The 21,267-nt window shown below is 33.2% G+C and carries 19 protein-coding genes; 10 read left to right on the top strand and 9 right to left on the bottom strand.

The genetic code is table 11. The features are described from left to right. Positions 1-35 precede the first annotated feature (35 nt). Both OO775_RS07115 and OO775_RS07110 read right to left on the bottom strand, forming a co-directional pair. Positions 36-1,019, bottom strand: a complete 984-nt coding sequence (locus OO775_RS07115; RefSeq protein ID WP_264846512.1) for an NAD(P)H-dependent flavin oxidoreductase — start codon at positions 1,017-1,019, stop codon at positions 36-38. Positions 1,020-1,057: 38 nt separating this feature from the next. After that, entirely contained in the window at positions 1,058-1,861 is an 804-nt protein-coding gene (locus OO775_RS07110) for a M48 family metallopeptidase (protein ID WP_264846390.1), read from the bottom strand. 128 nt (positions 1,862-1,989) lie between these two features. Between OO775_RS07110 and OO775_RS07105 the strand changes: the two genes are divergently transcribed. Then, on the top strand, positions 1,990-3,195 hold the full coding sequence (locus OO775_RS07105) for an RsmB/NOP family class I SAM-dependent RNA methyltransferase (protein ID WP_264846389.1): 1,206 nt from the start codon (positions 1,990-1,992) through the stop codon (positions 3,193-3,195). A gap of 35 nt (positions 3,196-3,230) precedes the next feature. Here OO775_RS07105 and OO775_RS07100 read toward each other — a convergent pair whose 3' ends face one another. The 3 genes from OO775_RS07100 to OO775_RS07090 all read right to left on the bottom strand — a co-directional run bounded on the left by OO775_RS07100 (position 3,231) and on the right by OO775_RS07090 (position 6,546). Then, positions 3,231-4,994, bottom strand: a complete 1,764-nt coding sequence (locus tag OO775_RS07100) for an ABC transporter ATP-binding protein (protein ID WP_264846388.1) — start codon at positions 4,992-4,994, stop codon at positions 3,231-3,233. A 94-nt stretch (positions 4,995-5,088) separates the two neighbouring features. Continuing rightward, positions 5,089-5,841 carry a tRNA pseudouridine(38-40) synthase TruA gene (gene truA, locus OO775_RS07095; RefSeq protein ID WP_264846387.1) on the bottom strand — a complete coding sequence of 251 codons (753 nt, stop codon included), beginning with the start codon at positions 5,839-5,841 and terminating at the stop codon, positions 5,089-5,091. A 114-nt stretch (positions 5,842-5,955) separates the two neighbouring features. Then, on the bottom strand, positions 5,956-6,546 hold the full coding sequence (locus tag OO775_RS07090) for a hypothetical protein (RefSeq protein WP_264846386.1): 591 nt from the start codon (positions 6,544-6,546) through the stop codon (positions 5,956-5,958). 245 nt (positions 6,547-6,791) lie between these two features. On the opposite strand from OO775_RS07090, the gene lpdA reads away from it, so the two are divergent. The 6 genes from lpdA (at position 6,792) to OO775_RS07060 (ending at position 12,213) form a co-directional block, all read left to right on the top strand. Beyond that, positions 6,792-8,183 carry a dihydrolipoyl dehydrogenase gene (gene lpdA, locus OO775_RS07085; RefSeq protein ID WP_264846385.1) on the top strand — a complete coding sequence of 464 codons (1,392 nt, stop codon included), beginning with the start codon at positions 6,792-6,794 and terminating at the stop codon, positions 8,181-8,183. A 161-nt stretch (positions 8,184-8,344) separates the two neighbouring features. Further along, a complete protein-coding gene (locus OO775_RS07080) occupies positions 8,345-8,839 on the top strand; it encodes an LptE family protein (protein ID WP_264846384.1) in 495 nt (164 codons plus the stop codon). Then, on the top strand, positions 8,839-9,789 hold the full coding sequence (locus tag OO775_RS07075; RefSeq protein WP_264846383.1) for a DUF8458 domain-containing protein: 951 nt from the start codon (positions 8,839-8,841) through the stop codon (positions 9,787-9,789). Before OO775_RS07080 ends, OO775_RS07075 begins: the two co-directional genes overlap by 1 nt. A 3-nt stretch (positions 9,790-9,792) precedes the next feature. After that, positions 9,793-10,131, top strand: coding sequence for a preprotein translocase subunit SecG (secG, locus tag OO775_RS07070; RefSeq protein ID WP_264846382.1), 339 nt, complete (start codon positions 9,793-9,795; stop codon positions 10,129-10,131). Positions 10,132-10,308: 177 nt separating this feature from the next. Then, entirely contained in the window at positions 10,309-11,553 is a 1,245-nt protein-coding gene (locus OO775_RS07065; RefSeq protein ID WP_264846381.1) for a dihydroorotase, read from the top strand. A 6-nt stretch (positions 11,554-11,559) separates the two neighbouring features. Further along, positions 11,560-12,213: an alpha/beta hydrolase gene (locus tag OO775_RS07060; RefSeq protein ID WP_264846380.1), complete on the top strand. Its 654-nt coding sequence runs from the start codon at positions 11,560-11,562 to the stop codon at positions 12,211-12,213. Positions 12,214-12,217: 4 nt separating this feature from the next. Here OO775_RS07060 and OO775_RS07055 read toward each other — a convergent pair whose 3' ends face one another. Then, positions 12,218-12,919, bottom strand: coding sequence for a Crp/Fnr family transcriptional regulator (locus OO775_RS07055; RefSeq protein WP_264846379.1), 702 nt, complete (start codon positions 12,917-12,919; stop codon positions 12,218-12,220). A gap of 87 nt (positions 12,920-13,006) precedes the next feature. On the opposite strand from OO775_RS07055, the gene OO775_RS07050 reads away from it, so the two are divergent. Further along, the gene (locus OO775_RS07050) at positions 13,007-15,400 is read left to right on the top strand and encodes a heavy metal translocating P-type ATPase (RefSeq protein ID WP_264846378.1); all 2,394 of its coding nucleotides are present in this window, start codon (positions 13,007-13,009) and stop codon (positions 15,398-15,400) included. Between the two features lie 600 nt (positions 15,401-16,000). Here OO775_RS07050 and OO775_RS07045 read toward each other — a convergent pair. From OO775_RS07045 to OO775_RS07035, 3 genes are all read right to left on the bottom strand, one after another. Next, positions 16,001-16,942 (bottom strand): electron transfer flavoprotein subunit alpha/FixB family protein, encoded by a 942-nt coding sequence (locus OO775_RS07045; protein WP_264846377.1) that lies wholly within the window; start codon positions 16,940-16,942, stop codon positions 16,001-16,003. A gap of 46 nt (positions 16,943-16,988) precedes the next feature. After that, the gene (locus tag OO775_RS07040) at positions 16,989-17,735 is read right to left on the bottom strand and encodes an electron transfer flavoprotein subunit beta/FixA family protein (RefSeq protein WP_264846376.1); all 747 of its coding nucleotides are present in this window, start codon (positions 17,733-17,735) and stop codon (positions 16,989-16,991) included. A 154-nt stretch (positions 17,736-17,889) separates the two neighbouring features. Continuing rightward, positions 17,890-19,509 (bottom strand): ABC-F family ATP-binding cassette domain-containing protein, encoded by a 1,620-nt coding sequence (locus tag OO775_RS07035; protein ID WP_264846375.1) that lies wholly within the window; start codon positions 19,507-19,509, stop codon positions 17,890-17,892. Positions 19,510-19,740: 231 nt separating this feature from the next. Between OO775_RS07035 and OO775_RS07030 the strand changes: the two genes are divergently transcribed. Both OO775_RS07030 and OO775_RS07025 read left to right on the top strand, forming a co-directional pair. Continuing rightward, positions 19,741-20,775 carry a cytochrome-c peroxidase gene (locus tag OO775_RS07030; protein ID WP_264846374.1) on the top strand — a complete coding sequence of 345 codons (1,035 nt, stop codon included), beginning with the start codon at positions 19,741-19,743 and terminating at the stop codon, positions 20,773-20,775. Between the two features lie 239 nt (positions 20,776-21,014). After that, positions 21,015-21,267: helix-turn-helix domain-containing protein (locus tag OO775_RS07025; RefSeq protein WP_264846373.1), on the top strand; the 253-nt coding region annotated here is incomplete at its 3' end.

The following is a 21,267-nucleotide window of genomic DNA, read 5'->3' as shown; positions in this document are numbered from 1 at the left end:
GAAAAAAGAGAGAAGAAAAAGCCAATTTTGCAAATTTAATCAATTTGAAATTGGCTCATTTGTTTTTGAATCTTTTTAAAATCAATTAGTAATTCTTGGAAAACTTCCTCAACCGATTTTATATCGTTAATAATACTGGCAACTTGTCCTATTTCTAATATACCTTCATCTAAATCTCCTTCGAACATACCTTTTTTGGTTCTTCCCTTACCAATAAGTTCCTTTAATGATTCGGGTGTTGCCTTTCCCAATTGATATAAATTAGTTATTTGGTCAAAAAACTTATTTTTTAGCATTCTTACAGGTGATAATTCTTTCAATGTCAGAATTGTATCTCCCTCTTTTGCCCGAACCACTTCCCGTTTGAAGTTTTCATGCATCTCACACTGATGAGTTGCAACAAATCGACTGCCTATTTGTACACCTTCAGCTCCAAGTGCCATTACAGCGAATATAGCTTGACCAGTAGCAATTCCGCCAGCGGCAATAAGTGGTATGTTTATTTGTTCTCTTACAGATGGGATAAGTGCAAGCGTGGTTGTTTCTTCACGACCATTATGTCCGCCAGCCTCAAAACCTTCTGCTACAATGGCGTCAACTCCTGCTTCTTGAGCTTTTAAGGCAAATTTAGCACTGCTAACTACATGCGCAACTTTTATACCTTCTTTTTGCAAGGTTGAAGTCCAAGTTTTAGGATTCCCCGCCGATGTAAATACAATAGGAACTTTCTCTTCTAAGATAACTTGTATTGTATTAGCACTATTTTCATACATAATAGGAACATTCACTCCGAAAGGTTTATTGGTATGTAATTTACATTTTCTGATATGCTCACGAAGTATTTCTGAAGACATAGAACCAGAACCTAACAAGCCTAATCCTCCTGAATTGCTAACAGCCGAAACTAAGCGCCACCCACTAGCCCAAATCATTCCTCCTTGTATAATAGGATATTGGATATCAAATAATTGTGTGATTCTGTTTTTCATTTTGGTAAAATTAGAAAAAAGAGATGTGATTTTTTCACATCTCTAAGAAATAAAAAATTTTATAAAAATTATTCAAAACGAGTAATTCCATATTTTTTAGCTTCTTCACGTACTTTTGGAGCTAATTGTTTTAGGTGAGCAATACGTGATTCGTTGGAAGGATGCGTACTTAATAAAGCGTTGGAGCTTCCTCCACCAGAGGCTTGACTCATTCGTTCCCAAAGTTTTGCACCTTCGTCGGGGTCGTATCCTGCAATGGCCATAATTTGTAACCCAATAGCATCAGCTTCTGTTTCATGGCTTCTACTAAATGGCAACATAACACCTACCTGAGTACCAATGCCATATGCAGTATTGAATGTATTTCTATATTTTTCATTTAAAAGAAGATTTCCAGCCACAGCTCCTATTTGTTGCAAAGTAGAGGCGCTCATACGTTGTGCGCCATGGTCGGCCAAAGCGTGCGCCACTTCATGTCCCATAACTACGGCTATTCCTCTTTCGTTTTTAGTAATAGGTAAGATACCAGTGTAGAAAACGATTTTCCCACCGGGCATACACCAAGCATTGATTTCTTTGCTATCGACCAAGTTATATTCCCAGCGATAATCATTTAAATAACCTTTGTATCCGTTACGGTCGAGCCAAAGCTCGGCTGCTTTAGCAATGCGTTGTCCTACTCGTTTAATCATCTCAGCCTCAGCAGTTCCTTTGATAACTTTATGTTCTTTTAAAAATTGATTGTATTGAGCAAAAGATGTCGGAAAAAGTGTACTATTTGGAGTAAAATTTAGCGTGCTTTTACCAGTAAAAGGGTTGGTTTTGCAAGCAGAAATAGCCAATAATAATGTTACTAATATAATTTTTTTCATTGGAAAATGTTTTTATTGATTATCGCGACAAAGATACTAAAAATATTCGATTCAGTTTTGAAATTATACTAAAAATAAATCCGATGGAAATCATTTTTATAGTATCTTTGCAAATAATTTTTTTAAAAATGAAATTGCATAAAAACTTGGTAGATGCCGTTATTGAAGGATTATTGTTTATTTTTAACGAAAATCAGTATGCGGATAAAGTTGTTGAAAAACTTCTGAAAAAAGATAAAAGATGGGGAAGCAAAGATAGAGCATTCATAGCGGAAACTATCTATGATATAGTACGTTGGAAACGATTATATACAGAAATAGCAGAAGTGAAATTTCCTTACACAACTACTACAATGCGTAGAGTATTTGCTGTATGGGCAGTACTTCGAGGCATTTTGTTACCTGAATGGTATTTCTCTGATACTCCAACAAGGCGCATCAAAGGCAGATTTGATGAACTTTCTAAAATACGAAAATATAGAGAATCAATACCAGATTGGTTAGATAATTTGGCAATTGAAGAACTTACAGAATCTGTATGGGAGAAAGAAATTAAAGAACTTAATAGTATGGCTTCTGTTGTGCTTCGAACCAACAGATTGAAAATTTCTCGTGAAGAATTGCAAACGATATTATTGTCACAAGGGGTTGAAACAGAGACTCTTACAGAATACCCTGATGCGTTGCAACTTAAAACACGTTCCAATATTTTTCTAACACCTGCTTTCAAAGAAGGTCTTTTTGAAGTACAAGATGCTTCTTCACAGAAAGTAGCTCCTTTTTTGGAAGTGTGTGCAGGAATGCGCATAGCTGATTGTTGTGCTGGGGCAGGAGGGAAGACTCTTCATTTGGCTTCGTTGATGGAAAATAAAGGGCAAATTATAGCAATGGATATTTACCAAAACAAATTGAACGAACTTAAAAGAAGGGCTCGTAGAAATGGGGCTTTTAATATTGAAACAAAGCTAATAGACAGCAAACATATAAAACGTCTTAACGGAACATTTGATAGAGTGCTTATTGATGTTCCGTGTAGTGGTTTGGGGGTGCTTCGCCGAAATCCTGATGCTAAATGGAAACTAAAACCTGAATTCTTGACTGAAATACGTAGAACACAGCAAGAAATTCTACAAAATTATTCTAAAATGGTAAAAATTGGAGGAAAACTTGTGTATGCAACGTGTTCTATTTTACCATCTGAAAATAGAAACCAAATTGATACTTTTCTTTCTTCATTTGTAGGTCAGAATTTTAAATTTGTTAAAGAAGATAATATCTTGGCAAGCCAAAGTGGATACGATGGATTCTATATGGCACAACTTGAACGCATTTAAAATTTAGCTATTTAATTTTTTGATAGATATATTTATTATATTTTGTCTTCATAAAGATTTGTAGCGACTTGTTGTAAGTTGCGATAATATCCATTAGGAATGGTCAGTAACTTATCGTGAGTACCTTCTTCGACAATATTACCTTTATCCAAAACAATAATTTTATCAGCTTGCTGTATGGTTGCTAATCGGTGTGCTATAATGATAGAGGTTCTTCCTTTTGTAATACGTTCGGTTGCTTTTTTAATAAGTTTTTCAGAATGAGAATCTACTGAAGAGGTAGCTTCATCAAGAATTAGAATTTCAGGTTTATGTACATATGCTCGAAGGAAAGCGATTAGTTGTCTTTGCCCTGCAGATAGTGTTGCTCCACGTTCTTTTACATTATATTCGTATCCTTGTGGAAGTTTTTTGATAAACTTATGTATTCCTATTTCTTTGGCTGCTTGTATAACTTCTTCTTTACTAATAGAAGGATTACGTAGAGTTATATTGTTCAAAATTGTATCTGCAAATAAAAATACATCTTGTAGAACAATAGCTATATGCTTGCGAAGAGAAATCAATGTAAAATCTCTAATATCTTGATTATCAATTAGAATAGTTCCACCATTTAGGTCATAAAATCGATTTATTAAATTGATAATAGTTGATTTGCCTGCTCCAGTAGCACCTACAATGGCTACTGTTTGCCCTTTTTCTACTGAAAAGTTAATTCCGTGTAAAATTTCTTCATTCTCTTTATACCCAAATCTGACATTTTCAAAACGAATATTTCCTTGTACTTCAGAGAGTTCATTATTTCCTTCTATTTCTGTATATTGTCGATGTGTTTCAATGATTGCAAATACTCGTTGAGCAGCAATTACTCCCATTTGTAATGTATTAAATTTGTCGGCAATATGTCGAAGCGGTTGAAAAAGCCTTTGTATGAGCTGTATAAACATCAGGATTGTACCTAGTTGTATACCCGTATTATTTACCGCTTGAAGCCCACCATACCAAACAATCAACCCCATAGCCACAGAAGTTACTAAGTCGGATATAGGGAAGAAAATGGAGTTGTACCAAATGTTAGCCAACCAAGCTTTTTCGTGTTTTTTGTTTATTTTTTCAAATTTTTGATATTCATAATTTTCTCTTGTAAAGAGTTGAATAATTTTCATACCCGAAAGACGTTCTTGTACAAAGGAATTAAGTTCGGCTACTTGCTTGCGAACTTCGGTAAAGGCAACTTTCATTGATTTTTGAAACCAATTTGTTGCATATAAAATAATGGGAAGCGTAGCAAAAACTATTAGTGCTAATCTCCAATCGAAATAAATCATAACTCCCATTACCACAAGCATTTTCAGTATTTCGCTGAATATTTCAAATAATCCTGACGAAAATATTTCGGCTATACGCTCTATATCATTCACAGCGCGGGTAACTAATATACCCACTGATGATTGGTCATAGTATTTCATTTTAAAGCGAATCATATAACCAAAAAGTTTATTTCGAATATCGCGAATTATATATTGACCAAGCCAACTGGTATAATACATAAACGATACTTGAGAGATGACTTCGGCAAAAAGCAATCCTAACATAATCCAGATTATTTCTACCATTCCTTGATAGTCTTTCGGAACTATAAAATCATCTATGATTACTTTGAAAAAATAGGTTCGTAATACTCCCAATCCAGATAATAGTATGGAAATTAAGGCTACAAAAACGAATAAGTTTCTGTAAGGTTTTACAAACTCGAATAATTGCTTGATTGTATGTGTGTATTTGGTTTTTTCTGACATTTCCTATGTTTTGTTCTTAATTTTTTGTTTTATGCATCAGAAATTTTTTTAATCTTTAATAAATAAAAAATCTTTTAATTTTTAAATAGAAAAATCATTTTACTGGTTTGAAAAGCCTCTCAGGATATACAACTTGAGTTAGATATAATCCGTGTGCAGGTACGGAAAACCCTGCTTTCCCTCTATTTTTACTTTCAATAACTTGCTTAAAACCCTCCAATGTAAGTTTTCCTTGCCCAATATTGAGCATTGTACCTACAATGGCTCGCACCATATTGCGCAAAAATCGATCTGCGGTTATTTCAAATATCAAAATATTTTCATTATTTCGTTCCCAAAAAGCTTTTTCTATTTTACACAAATAGGTTTTTATGTCTGTTTTTGATTTGGAAAAACACTGAAAATCAGTATAGGTTTTTAAAATTTCGCAAGCCTTGTTCATCGAATCAATATCTAAACTCCACTGAAAATGATAGGCAAAATCTGTTAAAAAAGGATTTCTATGCTGTACGATATAGTATTGGTAGGTACGTTTAAGTGCATCAAAACGGGCATGGGCTTCATTTTCAACTTGGTAAAAGCCATATATTACAATATCGTGAGGCAAAAAAGTATTTACTCGATGAACAAAATTATGCTGAATAATACCCTCGTAATCAAAGTGAGCAAACATTTGTCTGGAATGCACACCGCTATCGGTACGTCCTGCACCTGTAAGAGCAATAGGACAAGAAAGCAACACACTAAGCGAATGTTCCATTATCTGTTGTACACTCACCGAATTGGGTTGTGATTGCCACCCACAATATGCCTTTCCGTTATAAGCAAATTCTACAAAATATCTCAAAAAAAATTATTTAAAATGTGCCGACAAAAATACAAATTTATTTGGAAGGAAAACGAAGATTTGACAAAAAAAGCCATTTGAGTTACTCAAATGACTTTTTACAAATTAAATTAACTAAAAATGTATACCTAAATTAACTCCAATACCTCGATATTCTAATATATCGGGAACTTCATCATAAAATAAAGGTCTATTTAATCTATATGAAATATATGAAGTAAAGAGGCCTAAGGTAAAATTATAATCTTCTCCTTGCGAAATAGGAATTGTAACTCCCAAGCGAACCTCCCCAAAGTCTGCTTCGATATTACTCCGTAAAGGGAGAAAGCTGACCAACTGCAAGTATAGCCCTGCTTTGTATTCTTCTACAAAAGTATAGCGAAGCTGTCCGCCAAGTTTTACCGTTGTAAGAGAGGCTTGTGGCAAAGGTAAATGATTTAACCCTGTAACAGCACCTACGCTAAGCCCTCCCCAAAAACGATACTGAAAAGAATAGGTAAAGCCAAAAGATACCTTTTCTTTTAGTTTTATTTCGCTTTTATTTTCAAAAGCAATTTGTGAAATATCTCCATTATGATAAGAATAAGTAGTTTTTTCTTTGCTTGGGAAAAGAATATCTAAATCCAGATTAGAGTTCCATCGTTTATTTTCCTGCGTATATGCAAAACTTGTACATAATAGCAATATAATATATACTATTTTCATAAAATTTTAATATTATTGTTAAAACACAAGTCTTACATCTTTTCAAATATTCTGAGTATTTTTAAAATTGTTAAAAATTTACTTTTAGATTTCATTTAGATAAAATTAAAAACGATACAAATATACATCTATCTATAATTCAGTAACTTAAATATCAAATTTTACAAAAGAATCAAAAATGTTTTTTTTTCGAGAAAAATAATCGTACCTTCGTGCCGATTTTTACAAACAAAATAATTATAACGATGAATAAATACGATATTATAGTATTAGGAAGTGGTCCTGGTGGATATGTTACAGCTATTCGTGCTTCTCAATTAGGTTTTAAAACAGCTATTGTTGAAAAAGAAAATTTGGGCGGAGTGTGTCTAAATTGGGGCTGTATCCCTACCAAAGCACTTTTGAAAAGTGCGCAAGTATTTGAATATCTGAAACATGCTTCGGATTATGGACTTTCAGTAAAAGAATTTGATAAAGATTTTGAAGCTGTTATCAAGCGTAGTCGCAGTGTTGCCGAAGGAATGAGCAAAGGAGTTCAATTCTTGATGAAAAAGAATAAAATTGATGTTATCGAAGGATACGGAACGCTCAAATCGGATAAAAAAATTGATGTAAAAGACAAAGAAGGTAAAGTTACTGAGTATAGTGCAGACCATATTATCATTGCAACAGGAGCTCGCAGTCGAGAACTTCCTGCAATGCCTCAAGATGGAAAAAAAATTATTGGATATAGACAGGCGATGACCCTACCCAAACAACCTAAAAAAATGATTGTGGTAGGAAGTGGTGCTATCGGAATAGAATTTGCCTATTTTTACAATTCAATGGGAACCGAAGTTACCGTTGTTGAGTTTATGCCCAATATCGTACCTGTGGAAGATGAAGAGGTTTCAAAACAATTAGAAAGAAGTTTTAAAAAGCTGGGTATCAATATTATGACATCGGCAGAAGTTACCAAAGTAGATACTTCGGGCGAAGGTGTGAAAGCCTTTGTAAAAACAGCCAAAGGAGAAGTCGTATTAGAAGCTGATATACTTCTTTCTGCCGTAGGTATTAAGACAAATATTGAAAATATTGGTCTTGAAGCCGTAGGAATTAGGACAGAAAGAGATAAAATTTTGGTTAATGAATTTTATCAAACCAACGTTCCGGGTTATTACGCCATCGGTGATGTAGTTCCAGGACAGGCTTTGGCTCACGTGGCTTCTGCCGAAGGTATTCTCTGTGTAGAGAAAATAAAAGGTATGCATGTAGAACCGATTGACTACGGAAATATACCTGGTTGTACCTATTGTACTCCCGAAATCGCTTCGGTTGGACTTACCGAAAAACAAGCTCGTGAAAAAGGTTATGATATAAAAGTAGGTAAGTTTCCATTCTCAGCATCAGGCAAGGCCAAAGCAGGCGGTAATGCAGACGGATTTGTTAAAGTTATTTTTGATGCCAAATACGGAGAGTGGCTTGGTTGTCATATGATAGGTGCTGGTGTAACAGATATGATTGCCGAAGCAGTTGTTGCTCGCAAACTTGAAACCACGGGACACGAAGTACTCAAGGCCGTTCATCCACATCCTACTATGAGTGAAGCAGTTATGGAGGCTGTGGCAGCTGCTTACGATGAGGTAATTCATTTATAATTGTATAAGAATTGTTTTATCATAAATCTTAAATTCATAAAATCTACTAGGTTTTTCTAGTAGATTTTTGTTTTTTTTATTTTTTTAAAATAAATGCTCAAAAAATATTTTTTTTAAATCTAATATTGTAATTTTGCCCAAGTTTTGAAAAACTTTTTATTTTGAGAAAAATCTTATTGTTTTTAGGGATATTTTTTTTATTTTTTTCATGTAAATACTACAATTTTACAGGGGGAAGTACCGGTAATGCAAAAACTTTTCAAGTGAATTTCTTTCAAAATCGAGCTCCTATTGTTGAACCCGGAATGGATAGAGATTTCACAACGTATTTACAAGATTTGATAAATAATCAGACTAATTTATCATTGACTGATAGAGGTGGAGACCTTATTTATGAAGGTGAAATCGTTGATTTTTCTGTTTCGCCAATGAGTGCAACTTCTTCACAGACCGCAGCTCAAAACCGACTTACGGTAAGTATTAACGTACGTTTTACAAATAATACAGACCCAGAAAAAGATTTTGAAAAACGTTTTTCTCATTATTACGACTATCCTGCCGAAGCGCAACTTAATTCAGTTAAAATGGCAGCTTTAGAAGATATTTTTGAACGAATTTCCCAAGATATTTTTAACGCTTCATTGGCTAATTGGTAATGACTACACAAGAGTTTTCAAATATAGTGAGCAATCCAGATAGTATTACGCTCTCACAAGTATATGAATTGGAAAATATCATACACGAGCATCCGTATTTTCAGTCGGCAAGAGCTGTACATCTGCGAGTTTTATATACTCAAAATAGCTATCGGTATAATAAAGCTCTTAAAATAACAGCTTCACTTGTAGGAGACAGAACAATGCTTTTTGATTTTATTACATCAAAGTCATTTAAAGAGGCAAAAACACCACTTTTCAAAGCTGAAAAACGTGTTGAAATGCCTAAAACTTACTACGATGAAGCCATTCCAGCTGATTTTACTCAATACGTTGGCGAAGATGTTTTTGAACCTCGGCAGCCCGAAGTTGTAACGCCTACAATTGAGAAAACTCCTTCTAAAACGGAAGAAAAAACTACTTGGATTCCTCCTGAAGAAAGACAGGCTGTTATTGATACGATTGTGGGTAAATTTGTCCCTACCTCAGACAAAACACGAGAAATTGAAGAGTCGTTAGATATGGGCAAACCTCTGGATTTCAAAAAAAATGATAAATATTCATTTGCGCAATGGCTTGAAATAACACGTTATCAACCTATAAAACGACAAAATGAAGAGCTACAAGAAGACGCTTCTGCTGAAAAAAATATCTTTGACAAAGATGATAAACGTGCTAAAAAATTCGATTTAATTGATAAATTTTTAGAAAAAAATCCAAAGATAGAAGCTAAACGAAATTATCGCTCAACCATTGATTTAGCTGATGAAGTACAACCCAATGAACAACAACTAATGACTGAAACTTTGGCAAAAGTATATCTGGAACAAGGTAAATATTCGGAGGCTATTCATGCTTATCAAATTTTAATTTTGAAAATTCCAGAAAAAAGTCGTTTCTTTGCAGACCAAATAAAAGCAATTAAAAAATTACAACAAAATAGTTTATAATTTATGGTTACATTCAACATTCTTTTAGGAGTAATTCTTTTAGTATCATTCTTATTGATACTTGTGGTAATGGTACAACAACCCAAAGGAGGAGGACTTTCTTCTTCGTTCGGTGGTAATGCACAAGTAGTAGGTGGAGTTAAGAAAACAGGTGATTTTCTTGACAAAAGCACTTGGACACTAGGCACACTACTAATTGTATGTATTTTGCTATCAAATATTGTACTAAAACAAAACAAAGGAGATATTTCTAACTCTCGCGTTCTTGAAGGACACAAACAAGAAACAACCACGCCTGTGTTGCCTTCTACGCCTACAAACAACGAAACACCTAATAAATAGTAGTTTTTCAGACTATTTTTTACTTTTAAATGACAGAATCTAAGGGGAAAAATTCTTCTCCTTAGTTTTTTCGTGTCTTATTTTAAGTTTTAAGAATTTTTTTACTTTTTATAGTTTTTGTTTTGAGTATTTCTTTTTAACTTTGTAGCTGAATTCATTGATAACAAATTTTATTGTATGAAACTACTACTGAAATCTGCAACTATTATTGATAAAGCAAGTCCTTTTCACTTGTCAAAACAAGATATTTTGATAGAAAACGGAATTATAAGGCAGATACAACCTGCGTTATCTGTCGAAACAGATAATGTTATAGAAAATGTATATGTTTCGCAAGGTTGGGCAGATAGTAGCGTTTCTTTTGGTGAACCAGGGCACGAAGAACGAGAAACACTTGAAAATGGAATGAACGTAGCGGCTCATAGTGGTTTTACGCAAATTATGTTAAACCCCAATTCACATCCTATTTCTGATACCAAATCAGCAATTACTTTTTTAAAAAATAATACACAAAATGCTGTAAGTGAGCTATTTCCGATAGGAGCTTTAACTTTACAAAGTCAAGGAGAACACTTGGCTGAACTATACGATATGGCAACAGCAGGAGCTGTTGCTTTTGGAGATTATAAAAAGACGATTTCTAATGCCAATTTGCTCAAAATAGCACTTCAATATACGCAAAATTTTGGAGGAATAGTCATTTCGTTTGCGAATGATAAAAATATTGCTGGCAAAGGTGTTGTTAATGAACATGTTATTTCAACTAAGTTAGGATTAAAAGGTATTCCTTCTTTGGCAGAAGAACTGATTATTGCACGAGATTTAGCCATTTTGGAATATACAGGAGGTAAATTACATATTCCCACCATTTCATCAATGAAATCAGTAGAGCTTATTGCACAGGCAAAAGCAAAAGGGTTGGACGTAACGTGTAGTGTAGCTATTTATAATCTGCATCTGACAGATGATGTTTTGGAAGGATTTGATACAAATTATAAAACGCTACCACCTCTGCGAGATATTGCACACGTTGAAGCACTGCGAAAAGCACTACGCGATGGAATTATTGATTTTGCAACATCAGACCATTGTCCGATGGATATTGAGGAAAAACAAGTAGAATTTGACTTGGCTGCATACGGAACTATCGGGCTTGAAACTACTTTTGGTATCCTTACTCAATACGCTTCGATAGAAAAAGTAATTGAACTACTAACCAATGCTAAAAAACGTTTTTCGCTACCTTGTCACTCTATCAATATTGATGAAATAGCCAATATGACCTTATTTTCTGTTGATGAAACTCATATTTTTGAGAAAAAAGATATCTTCTCAACTTCCAAAAATAGTGCTTTTGTAGGAGAAAAACTCAAAGGAAAAGTGTTAGGTATTATTGTTAAAGATAAATTTTTATTAAATTAAAATATAATGCAAGTTTTTTCATTAGATTATTTACTACGCCCTGCTAAAATAGTTCCTCAGGAAGGTAAATCGCCTGTGATAGTAATGATTCACGGATATGGAAGCAATAAAGAAGATTTGTTTTCGTTTGCCGAAGAACTTCCCGAGCAATATGTTATTGTTTCGGTACAAGCCCCTTATCCGCTGTCAGATTTTGGATATGCTTGGTACGCTATTGATTTGTATTCGGAACGTTGGTGTGATATTGTTCAAGCCAAAACCTCGCAAGGACAGATACTTACATTCATTGACCAAATTTGTAATTCTTATGACTTAGATAGAGATAATGTAACGTTGTTGGGGTTTAGTCAAGGCTGTATTTTAAGTCTTTCTATTGCTCTTTCTTTTCCTGATAAAGTACATCGAGTAGTTGGACTTAGTGGCTATATAGAATCTTCAATGTTAGATAGTAATTTCTCTCAAAATGATTTTTCACAACTGAAAATATACCTCTCACATGGAGCTTCTGACCAAGTAATTCCAATTGAATGGGCGAGAGAATCTGTACCTTTTTTACAAAATTTGAATATTGATTTTACTTATGAAGAATTTCCCGTAGGGCATAGTGTTTCTCCACAAAATTTTTATTCATTCCGCGAATGGATCAAGAAAAATCCTTAAAATTTTAACCAACAGAAACACGTTTTAGCTTGGCTTGATCAAGAATTTTGATATATTTACAGTGGGTTTCTATGTATTTGTTTTTGGAAAACTCAGAGAGCATACGTATTAGCGATTCGGTAGCTGTACCAACAATATTGGCTATTTCCTCACGAGAAAGCTGAATATCAATGTAACCTTGTGTATCTTCTCCAAAGGTTTCTTTTAGAAATAAGAGTGTATCGGCAAGGCGTTGTTTTACATTTTTTTGAGCCAAATCAACGATAATATTATCAGCTTTTTGCAGTTTAGCACTCATTTCTCTTATGATTTCTGTTGAAAAATTTGGATTTTCAGCAAATGAAGTTAGTATTTGTTCTTTGGGAATAAAGCAAATTTTCATATCTTTGAGTGCTGTTGCTGTGAGATTAGCTGCCTGTTTCCCAACGATATTATATTGACCGAGTATATCTCCTTTTTTAACAAAACGGACAATTTGATTTTTTCCGTTGAGGCTAAGTTTGGTCAATTTGCAAACACCTTCTTTTATACAATATACTCCTGTGAGCATATCTCCTTCTTCAAAAATAATAGTTCCCTTCTTTATGGAATACGAATTTTTACACGATACTAACTCTTGTAACTTATTCATTTCAAGAGACTTTAATATACCTTTTTCGTATGCACTACAATCTTTGCATTCGATATTGATTAGTTTTTCTGTCATTTTTATTGTAAATATGAGGCAAATATATATAATATTTATGATATTTATCATATTTTTGCATTAAAATAGTTAGGATATTTGTAAACTATGGAAAGTAATAATTTGCAAACTTGTTTCCATTGCGGAAATGAATGTGACAAAAACGCATCTGCTATTACGATTGATGACAAGCATTTTTGTTGCTTAGGTTGTAAAATGGTGTATGAAATTTTGTCTGAAAATAACTTGGAGAGCTACTATATTTTAGAAAAATCTCCGGGAAGTCGCCCTGAAAATTCTTCCGAAAAATATGCTTTTTTGGATAATTATAAAATAGTAACCAAGTTGTTAGAGTTTGATGATGCTAATCGACAAATTGTATCGTTATACATTCCGCATATACATTGTAGCTCGTGTATTTGGGTGTTGGAAAATTTGCAAAAACTCAATAAAAACGTTATTCATTCGATTGTTAATTTTCCCGAGAAAAGTGTTCGTATTACCTATCAATCGGACAAACTCTCACTCAAAGAATTGGTCTTATTACTTTCACATATAGGATATGCTCCATATATTAGTCTTGACGATTATCAGAAAAAAGAAATCAAAAAGCAAGATAAAACCTTGATATACAAATTGGGCGTAGCCGGATTTGCCTTTGGTAACGTAATGCTTTTTTCTTTTCCTGAATATTTTGAGAATGATGAGTTTTGGCTCAATCAATACAAATATTTTTTCCGTTGGTTATCTTTTTTCTTATCATTGCCTGTACTTTTGTATTCGGCATCAGATTATTTTGTTTCGGCATATAAAGGGATACGTTCCAAGATTTTAAATATTGATATTCCTTTGGCTTTAGGTATTTTGGCTATGTTTTTACGTAGTGTTTATGATATAGTAACCGACTCAGGACAAGGTTTCTGGGATAGTATGAATGGTCTTGTTTTTTTCTTGTTAATTGGCAAATTTTTTCAACAGAAAACGTATAATTTTTTATCTTTTGAACGAGATTATAAAAGTTATTTCCCCATTGGGATTACTAAATTACACCCCGATGGCAGCGAAGAAAGCATACAAGTATATGATATTCAAGAAAAAGATCGCTTGCTTATTCGTAATGAAGAACTTATCCCTGTTGATGCTATTTTGCTAAAAGGTAAAGCTCATATTGACTATAGCTTTGTAACAGGCGAATCTGATGCTGTGGAAAAAGTAAGTGGAGATAAACTCTTTGCGGGAGGAAAACAAAAAGGAACGGCTATTGAAATTGAAGCAATAAAAAATGTTTCACAAAGTTACTTAACACAACTTTGGAGCAACGAAATCTTCCAGAAAGATAAGTTTGAAGGAGTAAAAACACTTACAGATAAAATTAGTAAATACTTTACTATCAGTATTTTAATTATTTCGTTTATAGCTTTGATTTTCTGGTATTTTATTGATGTAAAACAGGCTTTCAATGTTTTTACAGCCATTCTTATTATTGCCTGTCCGTGTGCTTTGGCAATGTCAGCTCCCTTCACTTTGGGAAATATGTTGCGAATTTTCGGAAAAAACAAGTTATACCTAAAAAATACCAATATTATTGAGCAAATGGCTCAAATTCAATCAATTCTTTTTGATAAAACAGGAACCATAACAGCTTCTAACAAAAATAAAATTAGTTACGAAGGAACGACTTTAAGTCATAAAGAAATACAACTTCTTAAAAACACACTTCGTAACTCTAATCATCCGCTAAGTCGGCAGCTTTATCAAACGATTGAAGAAGAAACATTTTTATCCCTTTCTCATTTTGAAGAAATTAGTGGCAAAGGGATAATAGCAACTTTTGATGAAAATACGATTAAGGTTGGCTCTGCCAATTTTGTAGGAATACAAACTCCACAAAATACATTCGAAACAGCCGTATATATTGCGATAAATGGCAATTACAAAGGTAAATACATTATTCAAAATTCATATCGAAAAGGCATAAAACAACTTTTTGAACGACTTGCCCCTAATTATCAACTTTCTATTCTGTCAGGAGATAACCAAAGTGAGCAATCATATCTGTCAAGAACACTTCCATCTAAAACACAGTTGTTTTTTAACCAAAAACCTGATGATAAACTTCAACACATTGTTTCTTTACAAGAGAGTAACCAAAAAGTGCTTATGATTGGTGATGGATTGAACGATGCTGGTGCTCTCAAACAGAGTAATGTAGGTATTTCGGTATCGGAAAATATCAATGTGTTTTCTCCAGCTTGTGATGGAATAATGGATGCTAATGTACTGAATAAAATGGATTTATTTTTGATACTTAGTAAGAAATCACTCATTATTATCAAATTTAGTTTTGCGCTTTCGTTGTGTTATAATATTATTGGTATTACCTTGGCTATTATGGGAAAATTATCTCCTGTTGTGGCTGCAATTCTGATGCCAATAAGTTCTATAAGCATAGTTCTTTTCACAACGTTGGCAACCAATTGGGCAGGACAAAAATTGAAGTAATAAGCGAGAATAAAAACGCTTAAACTTTTGCTTTACAAAAAAATTTAGACAAATTTTATTTTTTACTTTTTAATATTCCAAAATATCTTAAACAGATTCAGTTTTATCTTTTCAATCTTTCAAAATATCTGCAATACTTTTCGAATAGTCTTTTTAATGTTTCGTTGCATCTTTTAGATATTCTGTTATACATTTTTGATGTTCGGTTTACTCTTTTAAGTAATATTTTTTATCTCAAAGGTATTTTGTTAGATCTTTTAGATGATATTTTTTATCTCAAAGGTATTTTGTTAGATCTTTTAGATGATATTTTTTATCTCAAAGATATTTTGTTAGACCTTTTAGATGATATTTTTTATTTCAAAGATATTTTGTTAGACCTTTTAGATAATATTTTTTACCTCAAAGATATTTCGTTATATTTCAGAGGTAATATTTTTCATTTCAAAAGTATTTCATTTTGTTATATGTATTCGTTTTTTTATTTTATTATTGAGCAAGTTAAAATTTAGATAGGTTTAATTGAAGATAAACGAAAAAAGCAAGGAATTATCCTTGCTCTAACTAAAAATCTAATTTATTATGGCAATAAATAATTAGTTAATTTAATAGTTTGATTTTTTCTATCAATTTCGGAACAACATCAAAAGCATCTCCCACAATACCATAATCTGCTGCTTTAAAAAAAGGTGCTTCGGGGTCAGAATTGATAACGACTTTTACTTTGGAATTATGAACTCCTGCCAAGTGTTGTATAGCACCCGATATACCAATAGCAATATACAAGTCGCAAGCGACAGGTTTTCCAGTTTGTCCTACGTGTTCACTATGTGGACGCCAACCCATATCAGAAACAGGTTTTGTACAGGCAGTTGCAGCACCTAATACATCGGCAAGTTCTTCAATGATATACCAATTTTCAGCAGCTTTTAGTCCTCGACCTCCTGATACAACGATAGAGGCTTCTGTTATGGATATTTTTCCTTTATTTTTGTGATTTTCAAGTGTTTTTATTGCAAATAAATCCTCAGGAAGTTCAGGTTCAAAATCAATGATTTGTGGAGGAACAGGATTTTCGTGTACTCCAAAAGCATTGCCTGATAGAGAAATTACTTTTTTTGAACAAGAAGTTGTAATATTTCCGATAGCTTTACTTGCAAATAACGTCTTTTTAAAGCATTTTTCAATAGGTAATGAAGTAACATTAGACAAATAAGCTCCGCCCCAACGTATTGCTAAAATAGGAGCAATGTATCGAGCATTAGGTGAAGTGCTTAACACAATAGTGTCTGCGTTTTCTTTTTCGGCAACTTGTAACATTGTAGCAGCATATGCTTGTGCTGTAAATTCGTTCAGTTTAGGATTATTAACAGAAATAATTTTATTTGCTCCGTATTGGCTTAATATGGAATTCCCAGTAGCGTTAATGGTAAGAGCAACTACCTGTTTGGTATCTTTGGTAAGTGCTTTGGCATAGGAAATTAGTTCCAAAGCACTTTTTTTGAACGTTCCGTTTTCAAATTCGGTATATACTAATATCATTTTATGTTAATTTTTTTACAAAAGATAATATTGGATATCTTTTGAATTAGAATAATTTTTTAACATTATGTAGCTCATCAATGAGTTCATCAAGATTATTGGCATCAATCATTTTGATAGCATCTTTTGGAGTAGGTTTTTCTAGATGTAGCGTTTGTATCTGTGCAGATTCATTGATAGCGCTTACTACTTCAATTGGAGCTTGTCGAGCTGCCATAATATTGCGAATATTCGGAATGCGAAGTTCATTATCAGCAATTAGTTCCTTTTGAACAGCAACCAGTAGAGGAAGTGGCACACTTAGGATTGATTTTCCTCCATCAGTTTCACGTTCTACGCGTGCTTGATTATTTTCAATTTCTATTGAAGTTACATCATCTACAAAGTGTATATTTGCTAGCGTTGCTAATAAACCACCCACCATACCTCCGTGATAATCAAGAGATTCTTTTCCACAGAGAATAAGGTCAAAGGATTCTTTTTTTAGAATTTGTGCAATTTCATTGGCAACAACAAAACCATCAGTAGGTTCGACATCAATACGTATCATTTTATCTGCACCAGTAGCAAATGCTTTACGCATAGTAGGTTCGCTATCTGCTTTTCCTACATGAATGATTGTAATGCTAGCCCCTATTTTTTCTTTTAACTGTATGGCGCGAGTTAGAGCCGATTCGTCACTCGGATTTACGATAAAGACAACTCCTGTGGGGTCAAAGACAGATGTATCAGCAGTTAAGTTTATTTTGGAAGTTGTATCGGGTACTTGATTGATACAAACTAAAATATTCATATATCTATATTATTTTAATTTTGCAGGCAAAAATACAAAATTAAATTGAGCTATTTATAATCTCTAAAAAAAATATTTTAAAATATCTGAAAATAAAAAATCTGTATCATTATGTACAGATTTTAATATTTTGACCGAATAGAATTCTAATTATCTAATTAGTATACATTTTCTTACGTAGTTCTTGAATATTTTTATCGTCCATATATTCGTCAAAAGTCATATAACGATCAATAATACCATTGGGAGTAAGCTCAATAATTCGTGTAGCAACTGTTTGAGCAAACTCGTGGTCGTGCGTAGTGAAAATTACATTTCCTTTGAAATTTTTGAGTGAATTGTTGAAAGCCGTAATACTTTCTAAATCTAAGTGGTTTGTAGGTTCGTTAAGCATTAGTACATTGGCACGAAGCATCATCATACGGCTAAGCATACAACGAACTTTTTCACCTCCTGAAAGTACTTGAGCATTTTTTAACGCCTCTTCACCACTGAAAAGCATTTTTCCTAGAAAGCCACGAACGAATACTTCTTCGCGCTCTTCTTCGGTTTTTGCCCACTGACGAAGCCAATCGACCAACGACAAATCTACATTGAAGAAATTGGAATTATCAACCGGTAAATACGATTGTGAAGTAGTTACACCCCATTGAAAGTTACCACTATCGGGCTGTTGATTTGCGTTCAATATTTCGTAAAAAGCAGTAGTTGCGCGCGAATCTTTTGAAATAAGAGCTACTTTATCATCTTTTGCCAGATTGATGTCAATATTTTTGAAAAGAATTTGTCCATCAATGGAAGCAGAAAGATTCTCAACATGCAAAATTTGATCACCTGCTTCACGTTCTTTTTCAAAAATAATAGCTGGATAGCGACGAGAAGAAGGTTTAATTTCGTCAATATTAAGTTTTTCAAGCATTTTCTTACGAGAAGTTGCTTGTTTTGACTTAGCTACATTGGCACTAAATCGAGCAATAAATTCTTGTAATTCTTTGGCTTTTTCTTCGGCTTTTTTGTTTTGTTGAGCGCGCTGACGAGCAGCTAATTGGCTACTTTCGTACCAAAAGGTATAGTTCCCTGAATAATGATTGATTTTCCCAAAATCAATATCAGAAATATGTGTACATACAGCATCTAAAAAGTGGCGGTCGTGAGAAACAACAATGACCGTATTGTTATAATTTGCTAAGAAATTTTCAAGCCAAGCAATCGTTTCAAAATCCAAGTCATTGGTAGGCTCGTCCATTATAAGTACATCAGGGTTTCCAAAAAGAGCTTGTGCCAAAAGCACTCGAACTTTAAGTTTTCCGTCCATTTCCGACATTAACGTATAGTGCATATCTTCTGAAATACCTAAGTTAGAGAGTAGGGTAGCGGCATCACTTTCAGCATTCCATCCGTTCATCTCGTCAAACTGCATTTGTAGTTCTCCGATGCGTTCAGCATTTTCGTCTGTATAATTTGCATACAATTCGTCCATTTCCTTTTTAACATCCGAAAGGATTTTGTTTCCCATAATTACCGTATCAAGTACGGAAAATTCGTCATAAGCATAGTGGTCTTGTTCTAAGACAGACATTCGCTTGCCAGGTTCTAAAATAACATTTCCGCTTGTAGGTTCTTTTTTTCCTGAGAGGATTTTTAAAAAAGTAGATTTCCCTGCACCATTTGCTCCGATAATTCCATAACAATTTCCTTGTGAAAACGTAACATTCACTTCGTCAAACAAAACTCGTTTTCCGAATTGAACAGATAGATTTGATACTGTTAGCATTGTTTTTAATAATTTTGGGTACAAAAGTAAGAAATATTTTAATAAATTAAAGATTAAAATAAAAAAACTCTCTATTTTAGTTATAGGATAGAGAGTTGGAGATAGATGATAAAGTTATAAAATTGATTGTTGTTAGAGGTATGATTTTATAAAAAAATAAAAATATGACATATGTCATATTTAAATATTTTCTTTTTCACTATCTTTGCCCAAACTAAATAAAATTACATAATGAAAAGAAGTTTATTAATTATTTCGGGATTATTGCTTGTGGCGTGTAATAACATTACCAAAAAAAATACATCACAACCTGATGAACAAGTTGTTGGTACAGAAGAAAAATCGGAATTGAGAACAAAGGCTGAGACATTTTTCAAATCTGTTTCAGCACTTCCAACAGAAGAAATTTCAGAGCAAAAAGTAGCTTTGGGTAAAAAATTGTATTTTGATACTCGATTGTCAAAGGAAGGGAACATCAGTTGTAATTCGTGCCACAATTTGGAAACTTTTGGTGTGGATAATTTGTCGTTATCACCAGGCGATACGAAGGAGTTAGGAGGGCGAAATTCACCAACAGTTTTCCATTCAAGTCTTCACGCAATGCAATTTTGGGACGGGCGAGCTAAAGATGTAGAAGAACAAGCCGAAGGTCCTATTTTGAATCCTGTGGAACACAATATACCAAATGCAGAATTTTTGGAAAAACGTTTAAGGCAAGTTGCTGATTATCAAATTCTTTTTAAAGAAGTTTATCCTGACCAAAAAGAACCAATAACTTTTAAAAATATAGCGAATGCTATTGGAGCTTTTGAAAGGAAATTAAATCCTGCATCACGTTTTGATGATTATTTGGATGGAAATGAAAATGCCTTAAATCAACAAGAAAAAGATGGATTGAAAGCTTTCATTGATAATGCTTGTATTACTTGTCATTCGGGAGTAACTCTTGGGGGACAAATGTTTCAAAAATTTGGGCTTTTTGGTAATTATTGGGAGTATACAAAAAGTGAAAAAATAGACAATGGACTTTTTGACATTACCAACAAAGAATCAGATAAATATTTCTTCAAAGTACCAGCTTTAAGAAATGTTGAAAAAACAGCACCTTACTTTCATGATGGTTCAGTTAGTGATTTAGCAGAAGTTGTACAAATTATGGCAAAGACACAGCTTAATAAAGAACTTACCGAAAAGGAAGTTCAAGATGTGGTTACATTTCTTAAAACATTGACTTCTGATATTGATGAACACTATAAAAAATTATAGATAAAAAAAATTATAGATAAAAAAGATTATAAAAAAAATAGTTCTATAAATATTTAATTTAGTGTCAGTATTGAAGTGAAAAAATAACAATCACAAGGTGATAGTAATTTTTTGTTGAATGGATTATAAAATTATACCACTTTGATTGTTAAATTAGGCTCTTACCAAGAAATAGTAAAATTTTAAAATATGGGCATTGTTAATTAAATATTGTTTATTATATTTGCATCCGAAAAAGAATGACTTGTCCTAAGTGTAAATCTAGTCAATCTACCAAAGATGGCAAAACCAATGCTGGAAAACAACGCTATAAGCGTAAAAATTGTAATTATCACTTTAGTGTAGAGAGGCGTTGCACCGAAAAAACCGATGAACAAAAACGCCTTGCCTTACAACTTTATTTGGAAGGTATGGGTTTTCGTGCTATTGGTAGAGTATTGCAAATCAGCTATGGAACGGTTTTTCAATGGATTAAAAAATGGGGAGAACAGG

The organism is Capnocytophaga catalasegens (assembly GCF_026005215.1).
Lineage (GTDB): Bacteria > Bacteroidota > Bacteroidia > Flavobacteriales > Flavobacteriaceae > Capnocytophaga > Capnocytophaga catalasegens.
The sequence above is the reverse complement of the archived record's forward strand: the minus strand, read 5'-3'. Positions and strand labels throughout refer to the sequence as shown.

What these genes read in the sequence shown, in the direction of transcription:
- OO775_RS07110 (WP_264846390.1), bottom strand. Translation starts at nt 1,861, where the DNA reads ATGAAAAAAATTATATTAGTAACATTATTATTGGCTATTTCTGCTTGC.
- OO775_RS07105 (WP_264846389.1), top strand. Translation starts at nt 1,990, where the DNA reads ATGAAATTGCATAAAAACTTGGTAGATGCCGTTATTGAAGGATTATTG.
- OO775_RS07100 (WP_264846388.1), bottom strand. Translation starts at nt 4,994, where the DNA reads ATGTCAGAAAAAACCAAATACACACATACAATCAAGCAATTATTCGAG.
- OO775_RS07090 (WP_264846386.1), bottom strand. Translation starts at nt 6,546, where the DNA reads ATGAAAATAGTATATATTATATTGCTATTATGTACAAGTTTTGCATAT.
- lpdA (WP_264846385.1), top strand. Translation starts at nt 6,792, where the DNA reads ATGAATAAATACGATATTATAGTATTAGGAAGTGGTCCTGGTGGATAT.
- OO775_RS07075 (WP_264846383.1), top strand. Translation starts at nt 8,839, where the DNA reads ATGACTACACAAGAGTTTTCAAATATAGTGAGCAATCCAGATAGTATT.
- secG (WP_264846382.1), top strand. Translation starts at nt 9,793, where the DNA reads ATGGTTACATTCAACATTCTTTTAGGAGTAATTCTTTTAGTATCATTC.
- OO775_RS07065 (WP_264846381.1), top strand. Translation starts at nt 10,309, where the DNA reads ATGAAACTACTACTGAAATCTGCAACTATTATTGATAAAGCAAGTCCT.
- OO775_RS07060 (WP_264846380.1), top strand. Translation starts at nt 11,560, where the DNA reads ATGCAAGTTTTTTCATTAGATTATTTACTACGCCCTGCTAAAATAGTT.
- OO775_RS07055 (WP_264846379.1), bottom strand. Translation starts at nt 12,919, where the DNA reads ATGACAGAAAAACTAATCAATATCGAATGCAAAGATTGTAGTGCATAC.
- OO775_RS07050 (WP_264846378.1), top strand. Translation starts at nt 13,007, where the DNA reads ATGGAAAGTAATAATTTGCAAACTTGTTTCCATTGCGGAAATGAATGT.
- OO775_RS07045 (WP_264846377.1), bottom strand. Translation starts at nt 16,942, where the DNA reads ATGATATTAGTATATACCGAATTTGAAAACGGAACGTTCAAAAAAAGT.
- OO775_RS07040 (WP_264846376.1), bottom strand. Translation starts at nt 17,735, where the DNA reads ATGAATATTTTAGTTTGTATCAATCAAGTACCCGATACAACTTCCAAA.
- OO775_RS07035 (WP_264846375.1), bottom strand. Translation starts at nt 19,509, where the DNA reads ATGCTAACAGTATCAAATCTATCTGTTCAATTCGGAAAACGAGTTTTG.
- OO775_RS07030 (WP_264846374.1), top strand. Translation starts at nt 19,741, where the DNA reads ATGAAAAGAAGTTTATTAATTATTTCGGGATTATTGCTTGTGGCGTGT.